Genomic DNA, 16,184 nt, shown 5'->3' with positions numbered 1-16,184 from the left:
TGAGCTGAAACCCAGTGCTGAGTCCAGTCATTCTCACACCACCAGCGCTGATCGGTCGTGTCGGCCTCGATCGGTCCGTCTCCCACGCAAGTCAAGCGGAATGAGCGATTCCTCCAAGATCGAGCATGCCTACGGCGCCGAGCAGATCCAGGTCCTGGAGGGGCTGGAGCCGGTGCGCAAGCGGCCTGGAATGTACATCGGCACCACCGGTCCCCGTGGCCTTCACCATCTCGTCTACGAGGTGGTCGACAACTCCGTAGACGAGGCCCTGGCCGGCCATTGCAATGAGATCTTCGTCCGGCTCTGCGAAGACGGATCGGTCGAGGTCACCGACAACGGTCGCGGCATTCCCACCGACATTCACCCCCGCACCGGTAAATCCGCCCTTGAAACGGTGCTCACCGTTCTCCATGCCGGCGGCAAGTTCGGCAGCGGCGGCTACAAGGTGTCCGGGGGCCTGCATGGCGTTGGTATCTCGGTGGTCAATGCGCTCAGCGAGTGGGTCGAGGTCACCGTGCGCCGTCAGGGACAGGTGCACCGGCAGCGTTTCGAGCGAGGCACTCCGATCGGCACGCTCCGCTCGGAATCCGACGACTCCGGAGCCACTGGAACAGGCGTGCGCTTCAAGCCGGACAGCGAGATCTTCACCGGCGGCATCACTTTTGACTACACCACCCTTTCGGGCCGTCTGCGCGAGCTTGCCTACCTGAACGGTGGTGTGCGGATCGTGTTCCGGGATGAGCGCTCGGAGGCCCGGGGGCCTGAGGCTGAGGGGCACGAGGAGATCTATCACTACGAGGGTGGTATCCGCGAGTACGTGGCTTACATGAATGCGGGCAAGGAGCCGCTTCATTCCGACATTATTTACGTCAACAATGAGAAAGATGGCGTCCAGGTTGAAGCCGCTCTACAATGGTGTGTTGATGCCTATTCCGATAGCATTCTTGGCTTTGCCAATAACATTCGCACCGTGGATGGTGGCACCCACATTGAAGGGCTCAAAACAGTTCTGACCCGCACGCTGAACACCTTTGCCAAGAAACGGAACAAGCGCAAGGATGTGGATCCGAATCTGGCTGGGGAGAATATCCGGGAAGGGCTTACTGCCGTTCTTTCGGTGAAGGTGCCTGATCCTGAATTCGAAGGCCAAACCAAAACCAAGCTCGGCAATACCGAGGTTCGCGGCATCGTGGATACGGTGGTTGGCCAGTCACTGGCCGAATACCTGGAGTTTCACCCCCAGGTGATTGATCTCATTCTGGAGAAGGCCATCCAGGCCTTCAATGCGGCCGAAGCCGCCCGGCGAGCCAGGGAGCTGGTGAGGCGCAAATCTGTGCTGGAGAGCTCCACCCTGCCTGGCAAACTGGCTGACTGCAGCTCGCGAGATCCTTCCGAATCCGAAATATATCTGGTTGAAGGCGATTCCGCCGGGGGCTCTGCCAAGCAGGGCCGCGATCGACGTTTTCAGGCCATTTTGCCTTTGCGTGGAAAAATTCTCAACATCGAGAAAACGGATGATGCGAAAATCTATAAAAACACTGAGATTCAGTCCCTGATTACCGGATTGGGTCTTGGCATCAAGGGAGAGGAGTTCAATGAATCGGCTCTGCGCTACCACCGCATTGTGATCATGACCGATGCGGATGTGGATGGAGCTCACATCCGCACCCTCTTGCTCACTTTCTTTTACCGTTATCAGAAAACGCTGCTGGAAGGTGGCTACATTTACATTGCCTGTCCGCCCCTCTATAAAGTTGAGCGGGGCAAGAATCACACTTACTGCTACAACGAGCAGGATCTGAAAACCACGCTTGATGGTTTTGGCGAGAAGGCCAACTACACGATCCAGCGTTTCAAGGGCCTAGGTGAGATGATGCCCAAACAGCTCTGGGAAACAACCATGGATCCCACCACCCGCACCATGAAACGTGTGGAGATTGAAGACGCCGCCGAAGCCGACCGCATCTTCACGATCCTGATGGGCGACAAGGTGGCTCCACGACGGGAATTCATCGAGAAGCACAGCGCCGAGCTCGATTTTGCCCAGCTCGACATCTGATGGACTGGCGCCTGGCCTGGGTTCTGGGGATGGCCCTGATTGCTCCTGCCGCCCTGCCGGCTGGTGGAGGGGAGCGACGCTCCCCCGAGCTGCGCAGGCGCCAGAGCCAGGAACCCCTGCTGGCTGCAGGGTCATTGCTGCTGCGATGTGCTCCACAGCACTCCGCACCCGCCCTGACCCGCCTGCAGGCAAACGTTCCCTTGCGGCTCCTGCGCACCTGGTGGGAGCCTGACGGTGACCGGTGGCTGCAGGTGCAGATACCCGCTTCCGGCGGGGCTGGTCCCCGCCGCGGTTGGTTGCCCGGGTGAACCCGTCAGCCTTGATGAGCCGTGAGCAGCAGCAGCGGGACTGAATTCCTGCTCGTTTCGCTTGGTGCGATTCCGGGGGCGTGGTTGCGGCTGCAGCTGGTCAACCATTTCGAGCCGATCCTGCCTCGGCGCCACTGGGGCACCTTCGCTGTGAATGTGGTTGCCGCTTTTGCCCTCGGCTTGCTCGTTGGCATCGACCGGCGCCACAGCCTGGCGGGCACCGGCTTGTTGCTCCTGCTGGGCACTGGTTTTCTCGGTAGTTTCAGCACCTTTTCCACCCTGATGCTGGAACTGCTGCAGGAGCAGCGCCAGGGCCGCTGGGCCGAGGCGGGGATCCTGGCGGCAGCCTCGGTGCTGGCCGGGCTGCTGGCCGTCCAGCTGGGTCTGCGAATGGGGGCGTCCTGAGGTGAGGCGTCGTCTTCGTTTCGCGTTCTGGGAGCTGGGGCTTGTGGCTGCAGGAGCTGTGCCCGGCGCTTTGCTGCGCTGGCGGATCGGGGTTCAGATCGGCCCCTTGCTCGCCGATGGGGCCGCCGGGGTGGCGGCGGCCCATCTGTTGGCCAATGTGGCGGGTTCGTTCCTGCTCGGGGTGCTGGCGGGGCCGATCCCGTGGCGTGCACCCCTGCTGCTGCTTGGTGGCGTCGGCTTCTGTGGATCCCTCACCACGTTCAGCTCCTGGATGCTGGATCTGGTCTGGTTGGGGGAGGAAGGACAGACCCCAGCTGCGCTGGCCCTGCTGGTCGCCAGCCTGTTGCTCGGCCTGGCCGCAGCAGCCATCGGGCTGGCCAGCAGCCGAGCCGCGTTCAGGCCGCCAGAGCCGCCTCGATCGCCGCGGTGAGCTCTGCGCCATCGGGTTCGATCGCACTCTTGAACCGTCCGAGGACGGTGCCATCCCTGCCCACCAGGAATTTCTCGAAGTTCCACTCCACGTCACCGGCAGGTTCCACCTGGGTGAGCAGGTCATAGGGGGGGGTCTTGACCCCCTTGGCGTGCACCTTGTCGAACAGGGTGAAGCTGGCCCCGTAGGTGGTGGAGCAGAACTGCTGAATCTCGCTGAGGCTGCCCGGCTCCTGGGCGCCGAAATCGTTGCAGGGGAAGCCCAGCACAACCAGGCCCCGGGGCCCGTAGGTGTCCTGCAGGGTCTGCAGGCCGGCGTACTGCCGGGTGAAGCCGCACCGACTGGCCACATTGACGATCAGCAGCACCTGACCGCCGAACTCGCCAAGCCGCTGGGCAGCTCCGGTGGCGCTGGTCACCACCACATCCGACACATTCAGGGTCATGAAGCGATTCCAGTGAGAAATGACCCTAGGCGCTCGAGACAAGCCTGGTGCCCCCTCCCCATACACTCGGGGAGCTGCGATCCTCCCGGGCGATGAGCGAGGCCACCAGCCCCACCACGGTGAGCAACAGCAGCCTGCAGGTGGCGGAGATCGTCGCCCGCCAGCTGCAGGGCCTGTTGGCTGCTGGCAACTACGACGGCGTCAAGTTGTTGCTGGAGCCGGTCCAGCCGGTGGACTGCGCCGAGGCGATTGGCAGCCTGCCCCGTACCCTCCAGGCCCTGGCCTTCCGCCTGCTCGCCAAAGATGAGGCGATCGAGGTCTACGAGTATCTCGATCCCGCAGTGCAGCAGACCCTCCTGGAGCGGTTGCGCTCTGGTGAGGTGCTGGAGCTGGTCGAGGAGATGTCCCCGGACGACCGGGTGCGGTTGTTCGATGAACTGCCGGCCAAGGTGGTGCGGCGGTTGCTGATGGAGCTGAGTCCTGCCGAGCGTCGGATCACCGCTCAGCTGCTCGGCTACGAGGCGGAAACAGCAGGCCGGTTGATGACCACGGAGTTCATCGATCTCAAGGAGTTCCACAGCGCCGCCCAAGCTCTCGACATCGTGCGTCGCCGCGCCCGCGACACCGAAACCGTCTACAGCCTCTATGTCACCGATGCCTCTCGCCACCTGACCGGCATCCTCTCCCTGCGCGATCTGGTGACCGCAGAGCCCGATGACCGCATCGGTGACGTGATGACCCGTGACGTGCTCAACGTCTCCACCGGCACCGATCAGGAGGAGGTGGCCCGGATCATCCAGCGCTACGACTTTCTGGCCGTGCCGGTGGTGGACAGGGAGCAGCGCCTGGTGGGGATTGTCACCGTCGATGACGTGATCGACGTGATCCAGCAGGAGGCCACCCGCGATCTCTATGCCGCCGGCGCCGTGCAGGCCGGTGATGAGGATGACTACTTCCAGAGCAACCTGTTCACAGTGGCCCGCCGTCGGGTGGTGTGGCTGCTGGTGCTGCTGGTGGCCAACACCGGCACCTCAGCGGTGATCGCCTCCGAGGAAGGGGTTCTCAAGGAGGTGGTGCGGCTGGCGGCCTTCATCCCACTGTTGATCGGCACCGGTGGCAACGTGGGCGCCCAGAGTTCCACGGTGGTGATCAGGGGTCTGAGCACCCAGAGGATCCAGTCGCTCGGGCTCTGGCGCACGGTCGGTCGGGAAGCTCTGTCCGGGCTGTTGCTTGGGCTGCTGCTGGTGATCGTGGTGGTGCCCTGGGCCTGGCAGGTGGGTGGGGGGATGCTGGTGGCCACGGCGGCAGGAATCAGCCTGGTCTGCATCACCACCCTGGCCGCCACCGCCGGAGCGTCCCTGCCGTTGCTGTTCGACCGGCTGGGGCTTGATCCGGCCCTGATGTCAGCGCCGTTCATCACAACCGCCACCGATGTCGCCGGCGTGTTCATCTACCTGCAGACTGCCTCCTGGCTGCTCAACCACGTGGGTCTGAACCCCTGAGCGCTCCGGGCTGCGCCGCAGGGTCTGACAGAAAACAGAGTTTCTTTGGTTTTCTGAGAGGTCCTTCACACTTCTTTAGGTTAGGCTTCACACACCTTCAAGAGCTTCGCTGTGGTTGTCGCTCTATCGCTGGATCGGATCCCTGATTCGAACGTCGCTCCCGGGCCCAAGACCTTCCAGGCTGCGGGTCGTTCCCACCCCCCGGTCGACGGCGACCTGGTGAGGTCCTACCTGCGGGACATCGGCCGTGTGCCCCTGCTGAGCCATGAGCAGGAGATCACCCTGGGCCGCCAGGTGCAGGAGCTGATGCGTCTGGAGGAGGCGGAGCAGGAGCTCCAGATGCGCAGCGGCAGCAAGCCGAACCCCGAGCAGTGGGCCGAGTCGCTCGGGCTGAGCCTGCCGGTGCTGAAGCGCAAGCTGATCAACGGCCGCCGGGCCAAGGAGCGGATGGTGGCGGCGAACCTGCGGCTGGTGGTGAGCGTGGCGAAGAAATACACCAAGCGGAACATGGAGCTTCTGGACCTGATCCAGGAGGGCACGATCGGCCTGGTGCGGGGTGTGGAGAAGTTCGATCCCACCCGCGGCTACAAGTTCTCCACCTATGCGTATTGGTGGATCCGGCAGGGGATCACCCGGGCGATCGCCGAGAAGAGCCGCACGATCCGGCTGCCGATCCACATCACCGAAACGCTCAACAAGCTGAAGAAGGGCCAGCGGGAACTGAGCCAGGAGCTGGGCCGCACCCCCACCCTGAGCGAGCTGGCGGTGGCTGTGGAGCTGCCGGAGGAGGAGGTGAAGGATCTGCTTTGCCGGGCGCGGCAACCGGTGAGCCTGGAAACCAAGGTGGGCGACGGTGAAGACACCGAACTGCTGGATCTGCTGCAGGGGGATGGCACGTTGCCGGAGGAGAACGTGGACAGCGAGTGCCTGCGGGGCGACATGCGGGCGCTGCTGGAGCAACTGCCGGAGCTGCAGCGTGATGTGCTGAAGATGCGCTACGGCATCGACGTGGAAGAGCCGATGAGCCTCACCGGCATCGGCCGCATCCTCGGCATGAGTCGTGATCGTGTGCGCAACCTGGAGCGTGATGGCTTGGTCGGCCTGCGGCGCCTCAGCGCCAGTGTTGAGGATTACGCGGCCTGCTGAATTCGATCCCCACTGCCTGGTGAGTCTGTTCACTCAGTCCCGCAGATAGCCGGGGGCCTGGGGATTCAGGCTCACGTTTCCGTAGCGTTCACCAGACGGGAAGTATTCGGTGGCCAGCTGCACCTGGCCCGCCACGGCCTCACCAGCAGTGGCGGCGATGTAGCGGAGAGTCAGGTCGATCCCGGCTGAAACACCTGCCGAGCACCAGATCCGCCCGTCGCGGGTGAAGCGTTCTTCCACCACGGTCACATCCCCGAGGGCGCGGAGTCGGTCCAGGGAGCCCCAGTGGGTGGTGGCGATCCGGCCACTGAGCAGTCCGGCGGCGTGCAGCAGGAACGCCCCCGTGCAGACCGAGAGCAGGGCCTGACACTGGCTTGCCTGGCGGGCAAGAAAGTCGATCAAGGCAGGGTTGTCCACTTCCCTGCGGCTCCCTTGGCCACCGGGAACGATCAGCACATCAAGGGGAGCGCAGCTGGCGAAGCTCAGATCAGGATTGATCGAAAGGCCCTTGGCACAGCGAAGTGGCTGGGTTGATTCCGCCACGATCCGGCAGCTGGATGGCCCACTGGGCAACTGGCTCCAGGTGGTGACCATCTCCCACGGGCCCATCACGTCGAGTTCCTCGACCTGGGGGTAAACAAGGATTCCGAGTTGCACCGGGTCTCGACCGCGATCGTCTGTCCCGCCATGCTGGCCGCAGCGGCCGGCCTTCAGCCATGGACAGCAGCACGGAAGTTCTTGCCCTCTTTCCCCGATACATCCTCAGGAGCCGACTGCCTGAACCCCTGCTGGCCGACCTGCTGCAGCTGGCCCAGCAGGTGCTGGCCCAGCCGGAGCGAAGCCCGGATGCCTCCGCCAAGCTGGCCGGACAGCTGGCCCAGCAGCGGGAGCTGGGCCCCCAGCATGCCTGCATCCAGTCCCTCTGCGCCGAGCTGATCCTGCCGGCCTGCGAACACTGGATCCGCCATGTGATCGACCGGCAGCCGCCCCAGGGGCGTGGCCCCTGGACGCCCGGCCGCTATCGCTTGCAGATGATCGATGTCTGGCTCAATTCCCAGTCAGCCGGGGATTACAACCCGATGCACACCCACGGTGGCTCCTTCTCCGGCGTGATCTTCCTGCAGGTGCCCCCCCAGATCCACAACGACAGCTTCGACGGTCAGCTCTGTTTCCACGGCCCCGAGGAGTGGCACATCCAGAGTTTCCGCACCGGCATGGCCCAGTACATGCTGCCGGTGGTCGGGGATGTCTATGTGTTTCCCGCCTGGCAGCCCCATTCGGTGCCGCCGTTCCGGGGTGATGGTGAGCGCTGGTCGCTGGCCTTCAACGTGGTGGCGGTGCCGACGCCGGTCAATCCCGCCGGGTCCGGTGTTTCTGCCGCCGCCCCTGCTGCTGCCAAAGCCAATCTCTCCCTTTCCACCTCCCGCCAGCGGCCAGGGGGGTTCGCCTGAACGACGCGATGCCGACCTGCCGACCCCGATGGTTTGTGGCCGGCGACATCGACGGCCTGATGGGCCTGGGTCTCGACAATCTGATCCAGATCCTGCTGATCCTCGGCCTCTGCCGTGGGGTTCTGGGCTACCCCGATGGGCTGATCTTCGGGGTGATCCTGCCCGCCACCGGTCTGAGCCTGGTGGTTGGCAATGCGGCCTACGCCTGGCAGGCCTACCAGCTGGCCAGGCGGGAAGGGCGCGACGACCGCACCGCCCTTCCCTACGGCATCAACACGGTGAGCCTGTTCGCTTACGTGTTTCTGGTGATGCTGCCGGTGAAGCTGGCTGGGCTCGGCCAGGGGCTTGCCGAAGCCGACGCGGTGCGACTGTCCTGGCAGGCGGGGTTGATCGCCTGCCTCGGCTCCGGAGCGATCGAGGCGGGCGGGGCCTTCTGCGTGGCTGGCTTGCGTCGCTGGCTGCCACGGGCGGCCCTGCTCTCCACCCTGGCAGGCATCGCCCTGGGCTACATCGCGCTTGGGTTCCTGCTGCGCACCTACGCCCAGCCGGTGGTGGGCCTGGCCGTGCTGGCGGTGATCCTGCTGACCTACTACGGCGGCGTCAAGCTGCCTTTGCCCGGTGGCCTGATCGCCGTGCTGCTTGGGATCGTGCTGGCCGCCGCCACTGGCCTGCTGCGGATCGATCCGGCCAGCTGGCAGGCGAATGCCGCCCAGGTGGGCCTGCACCTGCCGGCGTTGCAGCTGGGCGCGCTCTGGCAGGCCCGTGGCCAGCTGCTGCCCTGGCTGGGGGTGATCGTGCCGATGGGGCTGTTCAACCTGCTCGGTTCCCTGCAGAACCTGGAGAGCGCCGAAGCGGCGGGCGATCGCTATCCGGTGAGGAGTTCGCTGCTGATCAACGGCATCGGCACGCTGGTGGCCGCCGCCCTCGGGTCGTGTTTTCCCACCACCCTCTACATCGGCCATCCAGGCTGGAAGGCGATGGGGGCCCGGATCGGCTACTCCTGGCTGAACGGGCTGCTGATGGGGCTGGGTTGCCTGCTTGGGGTCTTCGGTCTGGTGGGCCAGCTGCTGCCGATCGAGGCGGGCATGGCGATCGTGCTTTACATCGGACTGGTGATCGCCGCCCAGAGTTTCCAGGCCACACCGCCTGCCCATGCGCCGGCGGTGGTGCTGGGCCTGCTGCCGGGTCTGGCCGGCTGGGGAGCCCTGTTGCTCAAGGCAGGCCTGCGGGCCGGCGGCGCCGGCAGTGCCGCGAATCCCTTCGGCTCGGCGCTGCTGATTCCGTTGCAGCAGGCTGACGTCTGGGCCGCCGGCGCCTTTGCCCTTGAGCAGGGCCAGATCGTGGCGGCCATGCTGCTCTCGGCGATGCTGGTGTACGTGATCGAGCAGCGCTTCGCTGCCGCGGCGTTCGCTGCCGGCCTGGCTGCCCTCGCCGCCTGGTTCGGTCTGATCCACGCCTGGCGTTTCACCCCCGCTGACACCGTGCTGCAGCTGGGTTGGGGCAGCGGTGCCCCCTGGGCCCAGGGCTATCTGGCGATGGCCCTGGTGTTTGGGGCGGCGGCCCTGGCCCGGCGGAGGGGGCCAGCCGGCTGAGTGGGTGAGAGCCTGATCCCACGCGAAGTCCCGACCGCTGCTGAATCACGGCTGGATGCCGTGGTCCTGAGGCGGTTGGTGCTCAGCTGGTGGGAATCCCATGGCCGCCACGGGATTCCCTGGAAGCGGCTACCCGATGGCCGGCGACCCGGCGATGGGGAGCCCCTGGACCCCTACGCCATCTGGGTGGCTGAGGTGATGCTGCAACAGACCCAGCTGACGGTGATGCTGCCCTTCTGGCGGCGCTGGATGGCCGCCCTGCCCAGCCTCACAGCGCTGGCTGCGGCCGAGAATCACGACGTGCTGATGCTCTGGCAGGGGCTGGGCTATTACGCCCGTGCCCGTCGCTTGCAGCAGGGAGCGCGGCAACTGCTGGCTGCCCGGGTCCCCGGGAGCGGGTTGGCGTCCGGCGATCCCTGGCCCCGGGATCTGGCCGGCTGGCTGGCGTTGCCGGGAATCGGCCCCAGCACGGCCGGCGGCATCCTCAGTTCCGCCTTTGATCAGCCGTTTGCGATCCTCGATGGCAACGTCAAAAGGGTCCTGGCCCGGTTGGTCGCCAGCCCGCTTCCCCCGCAACGGGACCTGGCCGGGTTCTGGCGGCTCAGCGGCTCGCTGCTCGACCCGCGGCGGCCCCGGGCGTTCAACCAGGCCCTGATGGATCTCGGCGCCACGGTCTGCACACCCCGCCAACCCGGCTGTGGCCTTTGCCCCTGGCAGGGGCATTGCGCTGCCTACACTGCCGGCGATTCCGGCAGCTATCCCGTGAAGGACGCCATCAGATCCGTTCCTCACCAGGTGATCGGTGTGGGTGTGGTGCTCGATCCAGATGGCCGGGTGCTGATCGACCAGCGTCAGGCCGAGGGGCTGCTGGGTGGCCTCTGGGAGTTCCCCGGCGGCAAGCAGGAGCCAGGTGAGTCGATCGTCACCACGATTGAGCGGGAGCTGGCCGAGGAGCTGGCCATCCAGGTGGTTGTGGGAGAGGAGCTGATCAGCATGGAGCACAGCTACAGCCACAAACGGCTGCGCTTTGTCGTGCATCTCTGCCGCTGGCTTTCGGGGGATCCCCGACCCCTGGCCAGTCAGCAGGTGCGCTGGGTCGCGCCGGAGCGGCTGCAGGAGTTCCATTTCCCGGCCGCCAATGCCCGCATGATCCAGGCCCTGCAGGAGCGGCTCGGGTTGGCGAAGGTCGATCGGCTCAAGGGCTCGGTGGGCCCAGCAGGGCAAGACGCCCCTCCTGGTGATGCCGCAGCTCCACCTGCCAGACGGGCTCAGGCTGCAGGCTGAGCCGCTCCGGCCATTCCACCGCCAGCAGGGCACCGAGTGAGCGGGCCTCCTCCTCCTCCTGGGCGAACAGCTCATCGGCGGCGGCCGGTTGCTCGAGCCGATAAAGATCAAGGTGCACCAGGTGGGTTGTCTGACCCAGGCGACGACCTCGGTAGTGCTGGGCCAGGGCGAAGCTGGGGCTGGTGATCGGCTCCGTGATGCCCAGGGCCTGGGCCAGTCCCTGCACCAGGCTGGTCTTGCCGGCTCCCAGCTCGCCCTTCAACAGCAGCAAGGGCGCGGGTGCTGCCTGGAGCAGAACGGCGAGCTCCTCCCCCAGGCAGCGGGTGGCGGCCAGGTCGGGCAGAAATCGAATGGTGGCGCGCATGGACTTGATGGCCCCTGTAGATTCACCTTCAGCGAGCCCGAAGCCTCGGCGTCTCTGCAGATATTCCACACCCAAATCTTCCTCCCGCACGGGAGCTATCCCACCATGGTGGCCGCACCTTCTTCCACTGTTCAATCCGAGGCCGCAACGGCCAGCTTCACCCCCGGGCTCCAGGCAACCTCCTCCTATGTGATCGCCGACCTCGGCCTGGCCGACTGGGGCCGCAAGGAGCTGGCCATCGCCGAAACGGAGATGCCCGGGCTGATGGCTCTGCGCACCAAGTTCGGGGCGGAGCAACCGCTCAAGGGCGCCCGGATCGCCGGCAGCCTCCACATGACGATCCAGACGGCGGTTCTGATCGAAACCCTGGTTGCCCTCGGTGCTGAAGTGCGCTGGGCCTCCTGCAACATCTTCTCGACTCAGGACCACGCCGCCGCAGCGATCGCGGCGAAGGGTATTCCCGTCTTTGCCTACAAGGGCGAGACCCTTGATGAGTACTGGGCCTTCACCCACAGGATCCTGGAGTGGGGCGATGGCGGCACCCCGAACATGATCCTTGATGACGGCGGCGATGCCACCGGCCTCGTGGTGCTCGGCACCAAAGCCGAGCAGGATCTGTCCGTACTCGACAACCCCGGCAGCGAAGAAGAGATTGCCCTCTTCAAGTCGATCCGGGCCCGGCTGGCTGTTCAACCCGGCTTCTATTCCCGCATCTATGCCCAGATTCAGGGTGTGACCGAGGAAACCACCACCGGTGTGGCTCGCCTCTACCAGATGCAGAAAGCCGGCGAGCTTCCCTTCCCGGCGATCAACGTCAACGATTCGGTCACCAAGAGCAAGTTCGACAACCTCTATGGCTGTCGTGAATCCCTGGTGGACGCCATCAAGCGCGCCACGGATGTGATGGTGGCCGGCAAGGTGTCCCTGGTGATCGGCTACGGCGATGTCGGCAAGGGATCAGCCCAGTCGCTGCGGGGCCTGGGTTCCACGGTGATGATCGCCGAGGTGGATCCGATCTGTGCCCTGCAGGCGGCCATGGAGGGCTACCGCGTCGTCCGTCTGGAAGACGTGGTTTCGGATGTGGACATCTTCGTGACCGCCACCGGTAACTTCCAGGTGATCGGCCACGATCATCTGATCCGCATGAAGGACCAGGCGATCGTCTGCAACATCGGCCATTTCGACAACGAAATCGACGTTGCCTCCCTCAAGCAGTACGAGTGGGACACGATCAAGCCCCAGGTGGATCATGTGATCTTCCCGGATGGCAAGCGCATCATCCTGCTGGCTGAGGGTCGTCTGGTGAATCTGGGCTGCGGCACAGGCCACCCCAGCTTCGTGATGAGCAACTCGTTCACCAACCAGGTTCTCGCCCAGATCGAGCTGTTCAGCAAGGGAGAGCAGTACGAGAAGCAGGTGTACGTCCTGCCCAAGCATCTCGATGAGATGGTGGCTCGCCTTCACCTCGAGAAGATCGGCGCCAAGCTCACCGAGCTCAGCCAGATCCAGGCCGATTACATCGCGGTGCCGGTGGAGGGCCCCTACAAGCCCGACCACTACCGCTATTGATGGGGGTTGCCGAACTGGTCCAGCAGCTGCCCGAACTGATCGGTGCAGCTGTCGGGGCCAATCCATGGGCGGGCTATGGCGCGATCTTTCTCGCCATGTTCCTCGAGAACCTGTTCCCGCCCATTCCCTCGGAGCTGATCATGCCCCTGGGGGGGTTTTACGTCCACCAGGGCCAGCTGGCCTTTGTGCCTGTGGTGATTGCCGGTCTGCTCGGCACTGTGCTGGGTGCCCTTCCCTGGTACGGCATCGGTCGGTTGGTGAACGAGGAGCGCCTGGAGCAATGGCTTGATCGCCACGGCCGTTGGATCGGCATCCGTTCCGAGGAACTGCGCCGGAGCCGCAACTGGTTCAACCGCCATGGCACCGCCCTGGTGTTCTGGGGCCGGCTTGTGCCAGGCATCCGCACGTTGATTTCGGTGCCTGCCGGCATCGAAATGATGCCGATGCTTCCCTTCCTGATCTGGACCACGGCAGGCAGCCTGATCTGGACCCTGTTGCTCACCCTGGCAGGGATGCTGCTCGGCGAGGGCTACAGCAATGTGGAGGCCTGGATCGAGCCGGTGGCCCGAGCCATCAAGGTGCTGCTCGTGGTGCTTGGTCTGGCCTTTGCGGTGTGGCTGGGCCTGCGCATCTGGCGACAGCGCCAAAGCAACCACTGAGCTGATCCGCCACCGTCTGCGGGAGATGCTCCAGCCGGCAGTGGCCGGTTCTTCGGCACCGGACTCTGGTTCTAGAAGGGAACTTCCTCTTCGCTGGGCTCACCCTGGTAAGCGGAGCCGGCACCTGGCCCGCCATCGCCGTAGCCGCCCTGGTCGGCGTCGCGTTTTGAGCCGAGCAGTTCCAGGCGATCGACCCGCACCACGGGCTTGGTGCGCTCCTCGCCACTGGTGCGATCAGTCCAGCGGTCGAGCTTGAACGAGCCGATGATGCCGAGCAGGGAGCCCTTTCGCACGTAGTCGGCGGCAACCTGGGCCTGCTTGCCCCAGATCTCCAGGTTGAACCAGTCGGGCTCGTCATCCCTGCTGCGACGGTTCACAGCCAGGGTGAGGTTGGCGACCACCGTGCCGGATTCGAAGTAACGGACTTCGGGGTCGCGGCCGGCTCGGCCGACCAGGGTTACGGAATTCACGCCCATGGGCTTTCGGTTGATTGGGGGGTTGGTTGGATCAATGATGCGCCATTCGATCAAGGCGCTTCTCCCATTAGGTTCCACCGATCGGTCCGGATGTACCAGAGAGGAGCCGGTGGAGCCCCGGGTCCCCCACACCTATGATTCACCCCGCTCTGCGGCTGCCCAGTGTTTTTCCGACGTTTCCAGCTCTCCCGTGACATCGGCATCGATCTGGGAACGGCCAACACCTTGATGTACGTGTCCGGCAAGGGCATTGTGCTGCAGGAGCCCTCCGTGGTGGCCCTGGATCTGGAGCGAGGCATCCCCCTCGCGGTGGGCAATGAAGCCAAGCTGATGCTCGGTCGCACCCCAGGCAATATCAGGGCCGTTCGTCCGCTGCGCGATGGCGTGATCGCCGATTTCGATGCCGCCGAGATGATGATCAAGACCTTCATCCAGAAGGGCAACGAGGGCCGCGGCATCGTGGCTCCCCGGCTGGTGATCGGCATTCCAAGCGGCGTCACCGGTGTCGAGCGGCGGGCCGTGCGTGAGGCCGGCCTCGCCGGCGCCCGTGAGGTGCATCTGATCGATGAGCCGGTGGCTGCGGCGATCGGAGCGGGTCTGCCGGTCACAGAACCGGTCGGCACGATGATCGTCGACATCGGCGGTGGCACCACTGAAGTGGCTGTGCTCAGCCTCGGTGGCACCGTGGTGAGCGAGTCGGTGCGGGTGGCGGGTGATGAGATCAGCGAAGCGATCACCGTCTACCTCAAAAAGGTTCACAACCTGGTGGTCGGCGAGCGGACGGCCGAGGAGATCAAGATCCGGATCGGCTCCGCCTTCCCTGACGACGCCCATGACAACGGCTCGATGGATGTGCGTGGCCTTCACCTGCTCTCGGGCCTGCCACGCACGATCAACGTGCGGGCCGGTGACATCCGCGAAGCGATGGCCGAGCCGCTCAACGTGATCGTGGAGGCGGTGAAGCGCACCCTGGAGCGGACGCCACCGGAGCTGGCCGCCGACATCGTCGATCGAGGCATCATGCTGGCCGGTGGCGGTGCCCTGGTGCGGGGGATCAGCGACCTGATCAGCCATGAGACCGGCATCCTCACCCACCTCGCCCAGGATCCCCTCCTGTGCGTGGTCAACGGCTGCGGCCAGGTGCTGGAGGATTACAAGCGGCTGGAGCGGGTGCTTGACACCCCTGACTTCACTCGCCTCTCCGCCTGATCGTCATGCCGTTCGGGCGCCTGCCCCGCGTCCCTTCCCTGCGGCTGTTGATCCAGTCCTGGCCCTGGTGGTTGTTGCTGGTGGCCCTGGTGGGACTGCGGCTCAGCAAGGGAGCCTTCCTGAGCGATGTTTATGCGTTGATCAGCCGGCCGTTCTGGCCGGGCAGTGCGCAGCGTGAGTGGTTGCAGGCTTCGAAGCAGCTGGAGCTGCAGGCCCGCCAGGCCCACCTGGAGCAGGACAATCGTCGTCTTCGCGCCTTGCTGGGCCTGAAGCGGGCCGATCCGGGCGAAGTGACCGCCGCGGTGCTCTCCCGGGAGACGGCAGGTTGGTGGCATCAACTGCTGCTGGGTGCTGGCCAGATCCAGGGCATTCGTGCCGGGGATCCGGTCGTGGGCCCCGGGGGACTGGTCGGTCGGGTGGCGAGCGTGACTCCCACCACCGCCAGGGTGTCCCTGCTCACCGATCCGGCCAGCCGCGTGGGGGTCTGGGTGGGGCGCACCCAACGCCATGGTCTGCTCACCGGCGTCGGCACCAGTCGGCCGACTCTGGTCTTCCTCGAAAAGGATCCCCAGGTTCGCCCGGGTGACCTGGTGGTCACCTCACCGGCGAGCACCCTGCTGCCGCCGGGCCTGAACGTGGGAGTGATCCAGTCGGTCGATGAGAAGGGGGTGCCGGCCCCGACGGCGGTGGTGCAGCTGGGCGCACCAGTGGGCTCGATCGACTGGGTGCAGGTGCTGGTCCAAGCGCCGCCGGCGCCCTGAGCGATGGGGATTCTCCACCGCCTGCCCTGGGCCGTCGCCACCGCTGTCGCCGTGCCCCTGCTCAATCTCGCTTCGCCCCCTTTCCTCAAGCTGGCGGGTGTGCCGCCCAGCTGGGCGGTGCTCTGGCTGTTGCCCTGGGCTCTGGCCGATGGCCCGCTCTCCGGCGCCCTGGCCGGGCTGGGGCTGGGACTGTTGCTGGACGGTCTCAACCTGGGAGGCGCCACCCAGATCCCTGCCCTCGCGGTGCTCGGGTGGTGGTGGGGGCGCCTGGCGCGCCAGGGACCGCCGATCCAACGCAGCCTGAGCCTGGGGCTGCTGGCCCTGCTGGGAGCCTTTCTGCTCGGCCTGAGCCTGCTGGTCCAGCGCCATGGCTTTCCCCTGCCCGGGTTCATTCCCCAGCTCTCGATCCTGCATACGCTGCTGGCCCAGACTCTGCTCACCGGTCTGCTGGCACCGATGATCTGTTCGCTGCTGCTGCTGCTCTGGCGTCAACAGCAGCGATGACAAGGCACAGATCCTTTGCC

Annotated in this window: 18 protein-coding genes; 14 read left to right on the top strand and 4 right to left on the bottom strand. The window is 65.4% G+C overall.

From position 1 onward, the window contains the following. The first annotated feature begins 100 nt into the window (after window positions 1–100). From gyrB to ACXMDY_RS11630, 4 genes are read left to right on the top strand one after another with little or no spacing between them, the layout of a single operon-like run. Window positions 101–2,059, top strand: a complete 1,959-nt coding sequence (gyrB, locus tag ACXMDY_RS11645) for a DNA topoisomerase (ATP-hydrolyzing) subunit B (RefSeq protein WP_259702543.1) — start codon at window positions 101–103, stop codon at window positions 2,057–2,059. Continuing rightward, on the top strand, window positions 2,059–2,367 hold the full coding sequence (locus ACXMDY_RS11640) for an SH3 domain-containing protein (protein WP_259702542.1): 309 nt from the start codon (window positions 2,059–2,061) through the stop codon (window positions 2,365–2,367). The genes gyrB and ACXMDY_RS11640 overlap by 1 nt, the downstream gene beginning before the upstream one ends. A gap of 21 nt (window positions 2,368–2,388) precedes the next feature. Next, a complete protein-coding gene (locus ACXMDY_RS11635) occupies window positions 2,389–2,772 on the top strand; it encodes a fluoride efflux transporter FluC (protein WP_259702541.1) in 384 nt (127 codons plus the stop codon). Window position 2,773: 1 nt separating this feature from the next. Next, window positions 2,774–3,202 carry a fluoride efflux transporter FluC gene (locus ACXMDY_RS11630; RefSeq protein WP_259702540.1) on the top strand — a complete coding sequence of 143 codons (429 nt, stop codon included), beginning with the start codon at window positions 2,774–2,776 and terminating at the stop codon, window positions 3,200–3,202. Here ACXMDY_RS11630 and ACXMDY_RS11625 read toward each other — a convergent pair. Then, a complete protein-coding gene (locus ACXMDY_RS11625; RefSeq protein ID WP_259702539.1) occupies window positions 3,168–3,647 on the bottom strand; it encodes a glutathione peroxidase in 480 nt (159 codons plus the stop codon). The two genes, ACXMDY_RS11630 and ACXMDY_RS11625, sit on opposite strands and share 35 nt — an antisense overlap. A 92-nt stretch (window positions 3,648–3,739) precedes the next feature. On the opposite strand from ACXMDY_RS11625, the gene mgtE reads away from it, so the two are divergent. Together mgtE and ACXMDY_RS11615 are read left to right on the top strand one after the other, a co-directional pair. Then, window positions 3,740–5,149 carry a magnesium transporter gene (gene mgtE, locus ACXMDY_RS11620; RefSeq protein ID WP_259702661.1) on the top strand — a complete coding sequence of 470 codons (1,410 nt, stop codon included), beginning with the start codon at window positions 3,740–3,742 and terminating at the stop codon, window positions 5,147–5,149. A gap of 216 nt (window positions 5,150–5,365) precedes the next feature. After that, window positions 5,366–6,295: an RpoD/SigA family RNA polymerase sigma factor gene (locus ACXMDY_RS11615; RefSeq protein WP_259702660.1), complete on the top strand. Its 930-nt coding sequence runs from the start codon at window positions 5,366–5,368 to the stop codon at window positions 6,293–6,295. 33 nt (window positions 6,296–6,328) lie between these two features. On the opposite strand, the gene ACXMDY_RS11610 is transcribed toward ACXMDY_RS11615, so the two are convergent. Then, complete coding sequence (locus ACXMDY_RS11610; RefSeq protein WP_259702538.1) at window positions 6,329–6,952, bottom strand: DJ-1/PfpI family protein; 624 nt, start codon at window positions 6,950–6,952, stop codon at window positions 6,329–6,331. 59 nt (window positions 6,953–7,011) lie between these two features. On the opposite strand from ACXMDY_RS11610, the gene ACXMDY_RS11605 reads away from it, so the two are divergent. From ACXMDY_RS11605 to mutT, 3 genes are read left to right on the top strand one after another with little or no spacing between them, the layout of a single operon-like run. Further along, the gene (locus ACXMDY_RS11605; RefSeq protein WP_259702537.1) at window positions 7,012–7,746 is read left to right on the top strand and encodes a 2OG-Fe(II) oxygenase family protein; all 735 of its coding nucleotides are present in this window, start codon (window positions 7,012–7,014) and stop codon (window positions 7,744–7,746) included. An 8-nt stretch (window positions 7,747–7,754) separates the two neighbouring features. Then, complete coding sequence (locus tag ACXMDY_RS11600; RefSeq protein WP_259702536.1) at window positions 7,755–9,338, top strand: NCS2 family permease; 1,584 nt, start codon at window positions 7,755–7,757, stop codon at window positions 9,336–9,338. 51 nt (window positions 9,339–9,389) lie between these two features. Then, window positions 9,390–10,622, top strand: coding sequence for an 8-oxo-dGTP diphosphatase MutT (gene mutT / locus ACXMDY_RS11595; protein ID WP_259702659.1), 1,233 nt, complete (start codon window positions 9,390–9,392; stop codon window positions 10,620–10,622). Here the strand turns inward: mutT and tsaE are convergent. Further along, window positions 10,534–10,986 (bottom strand): tRNA (adenosine(37)-N6)-threonylcarbamoyltransferase complex ATPase subunit type 1 TsaE, encoded by a 453-nt coding sequence (gene tsaE / locus ACXMDY_RS11590; RefSeq protein WP_259702535.1) that lies wholly within the window; start codon window positions 10,984–10,986, stop codon window positions 10,534–10,536. The two genes, mutT and tsaE, sit on opposite strands and share 89 nt — an antisense overlap. A gap of 105 nt (window positions 10,987–11,091) precedes the next feature. Between tsaE and ahcY the strand changes: the two genes are divergently transcribed. Together ahcY and ACXMDY_RS11580 are read left to right on the top strand one after the other, a co-directional pair. Continuing rightward, window positions 11,092–12,555, top strand: coding sequence for an adenosylhomocysteinase (ahcY, locus tag ACXMDY_RS11585; protein ID WP_259702534.1), 1,464 nt, complete (start codon window positions 11,092–11,094; stop codon window positions 12,553–12,555). Further along, window positions 12,555–13,214 (top strand): DedA family protein, encoded by a 660-nt coding sequence (locus ACXMDY_RS11580; protein WP_259702533.1) that lies wholly within the window; start codon window positions 12,555–12,557, stop codon window positions 13,212–13,214. Before ahcY ends, ACXMDY_RS11580 begins: the two co-directional genes overlap by 1 nt. Window positions 13,215–13,285: 71 nt before the next feature. Here the strand turns inward: ACXMDY_RS11580 and ACXMDY_RS11575 are convergent, their stop codons facing one another. Next, complete coding sequence (locus ACXMDY_RS11575; protein WP_259702532.1) at window positions 13,286–13,690, bottom strand: single-stranded DNA-binding protein; 405 nt, start codon at window positions 13,688–13,690, stop codon at window positions 13,286–13,288. 162 nt (window positions 13,691–13,852) lie between these two features. Here ACXMDY_RS11575 and ACXMDY_RS11570 point away from each other — a divergent pair, with 162 nt between their 5' ends. From ACXMDY_RS11570 to mreD, 3 genes are read left to right on the top strand one after another with little or no spacing between them, the layout of a single operon-like run. Beyond that, window positions 13,853–14,899: a rod shape-determining protein gene (locus ACXMDY_RS11570; protein ID WP_259702531.1), complete on the top strand. Its 1,047-nt coding sequence runs from the start codon at window positions 13,853–13,855 to the stop codon at window positions 14,897–14,899. A 5-nt stretch (window positions 14,900–14,904) separates the two neighbouring features. Beyond that, the gene (mreC, locus tag ACXMDY_RS11565) at window positions 14,905–15,660 is read left to right on the top strand and encodes a rod shape-determining protein MreC (RefSeq protein ID WP_259702530.1); all 756 of its coding nucleotides are present in this window, start codon (window positions 14,905–14,907) and stop codon (window positions 15,658–15,660) included. Window positions 15,661–15,663: 3 nt separating this feature from the next. After that, window positions 15,664–16,164 (top strand): rod shape-determining protein MreD, encoded by a 501-nt coding sequence (mreD, locus tag ACXMDY_RS11560; RefSeq protein ID WP_259702529.1) that lies wholly within the window; start codon window positions 15,664–15,666, stop codon window positions 16,162–16,164. Window positions 16,165–16,184 lie beyond the last annotated feature (20 nt).

It is taken from the genome of Cyanobium sp. ULC082, from assembly GCF_977927535.1.
The sequence above is the reverse complement of the archived record's forward strand: the minus strand, read 5'-3'. Positions and strand labels throughout refer to the sequence as shown.

What these genes read in the sequence shown, in the direction of transcription:
- mgtE (WP_259702661.1), top strand. Translation starts at nt 3,740, where the DNA reads ATGAGCGAGGCCACCAGCCCCACCACGGTGAGCAACAGCAGCCTGCAG.
- mreD (WP_259702529.1), top strand. Translation starts at nt 15,664, where the DNA reads ATGGGGATTCTCCACCGCCTGCCCTGGGCCGTCGCCACCGCTGTCGCC.
- ACXMDY_RS11605 (WP_259702537.1), top strand. Translation starts at nt 7,012, where the DNA reads ATGGACAGCAGCACGGAAGTTCTTGCCCTCTTTCCCCGATACATCCTC.
- ACXMDY_RS11600 (WP_259702536.1), top strand. Translation starts at nt 7,755, where the DNA reads ATGCCGACCTGCCGACCCCGATGGTTTGTGGCCGGCGACATCGACGGC.
- ACXMDY_RS11575 (WP_259702532.1), bottom strand. Translation starts at nt 13,690, where the DNA reads ATGGGCGTGAATTCCGTAACCCTGGTCGGCCGAGCCGGCCGCGACCCC.
- ACXMDY_RS11640 (WP_259702542.1), top strand. Translation starts at nt 2,059, where the DNA reads ATGGACTGGCGCCTGGCCTGGGTTCTGGGGATGGCCCTGATTGCTCCT.
- ahcY (WP_259702534.1), top strand. Translation starts at nt 11,092, where the DNA reads ATGGTGGCCGCACCTTCTTCCACTGTTCAATCCGAGGCCGCAACGGCC.
- mreC (WP_259702530.1), top strand. Translation starts at nt 14,905, where the DNA reads ATGCCGTTCGGGCGCCTGCCCCGCGTCCCTTCCCTGCGGCTGTTGATC.
- tsaE (WP_259702535.1), bottom strand. Translation starts at nt 10,986, where the DNA reads ATGCGCGCCACCATTCGATTTCTGCCCGACCTGGCCGCCACCCGCTGC.
- ACXMDY_RS11580 (WP_259702533.1), top strand. Translation starts at nt 12,555, where the DNA reads ATGGGGGTTGCCGAACTGGTCCAGCAGCTGCCCGAACTGATCGGTGCA.
- gyrB (WP_259702543.1), top strand. Translation starts at nt 101, where the DNA reads ATGAGCGATTCCTCCAAGATCGAGCATGCCTACGGCGCCGAGCAGATC.
- ACXMDY_RS11625 (WP_259702539.1), bottom strand. Translation starts at nt 3,647, where the DNA reads ATGACCCTGAATGTGTCGGATGTGGTGGTGACCAGCGCCACCGGAGCT.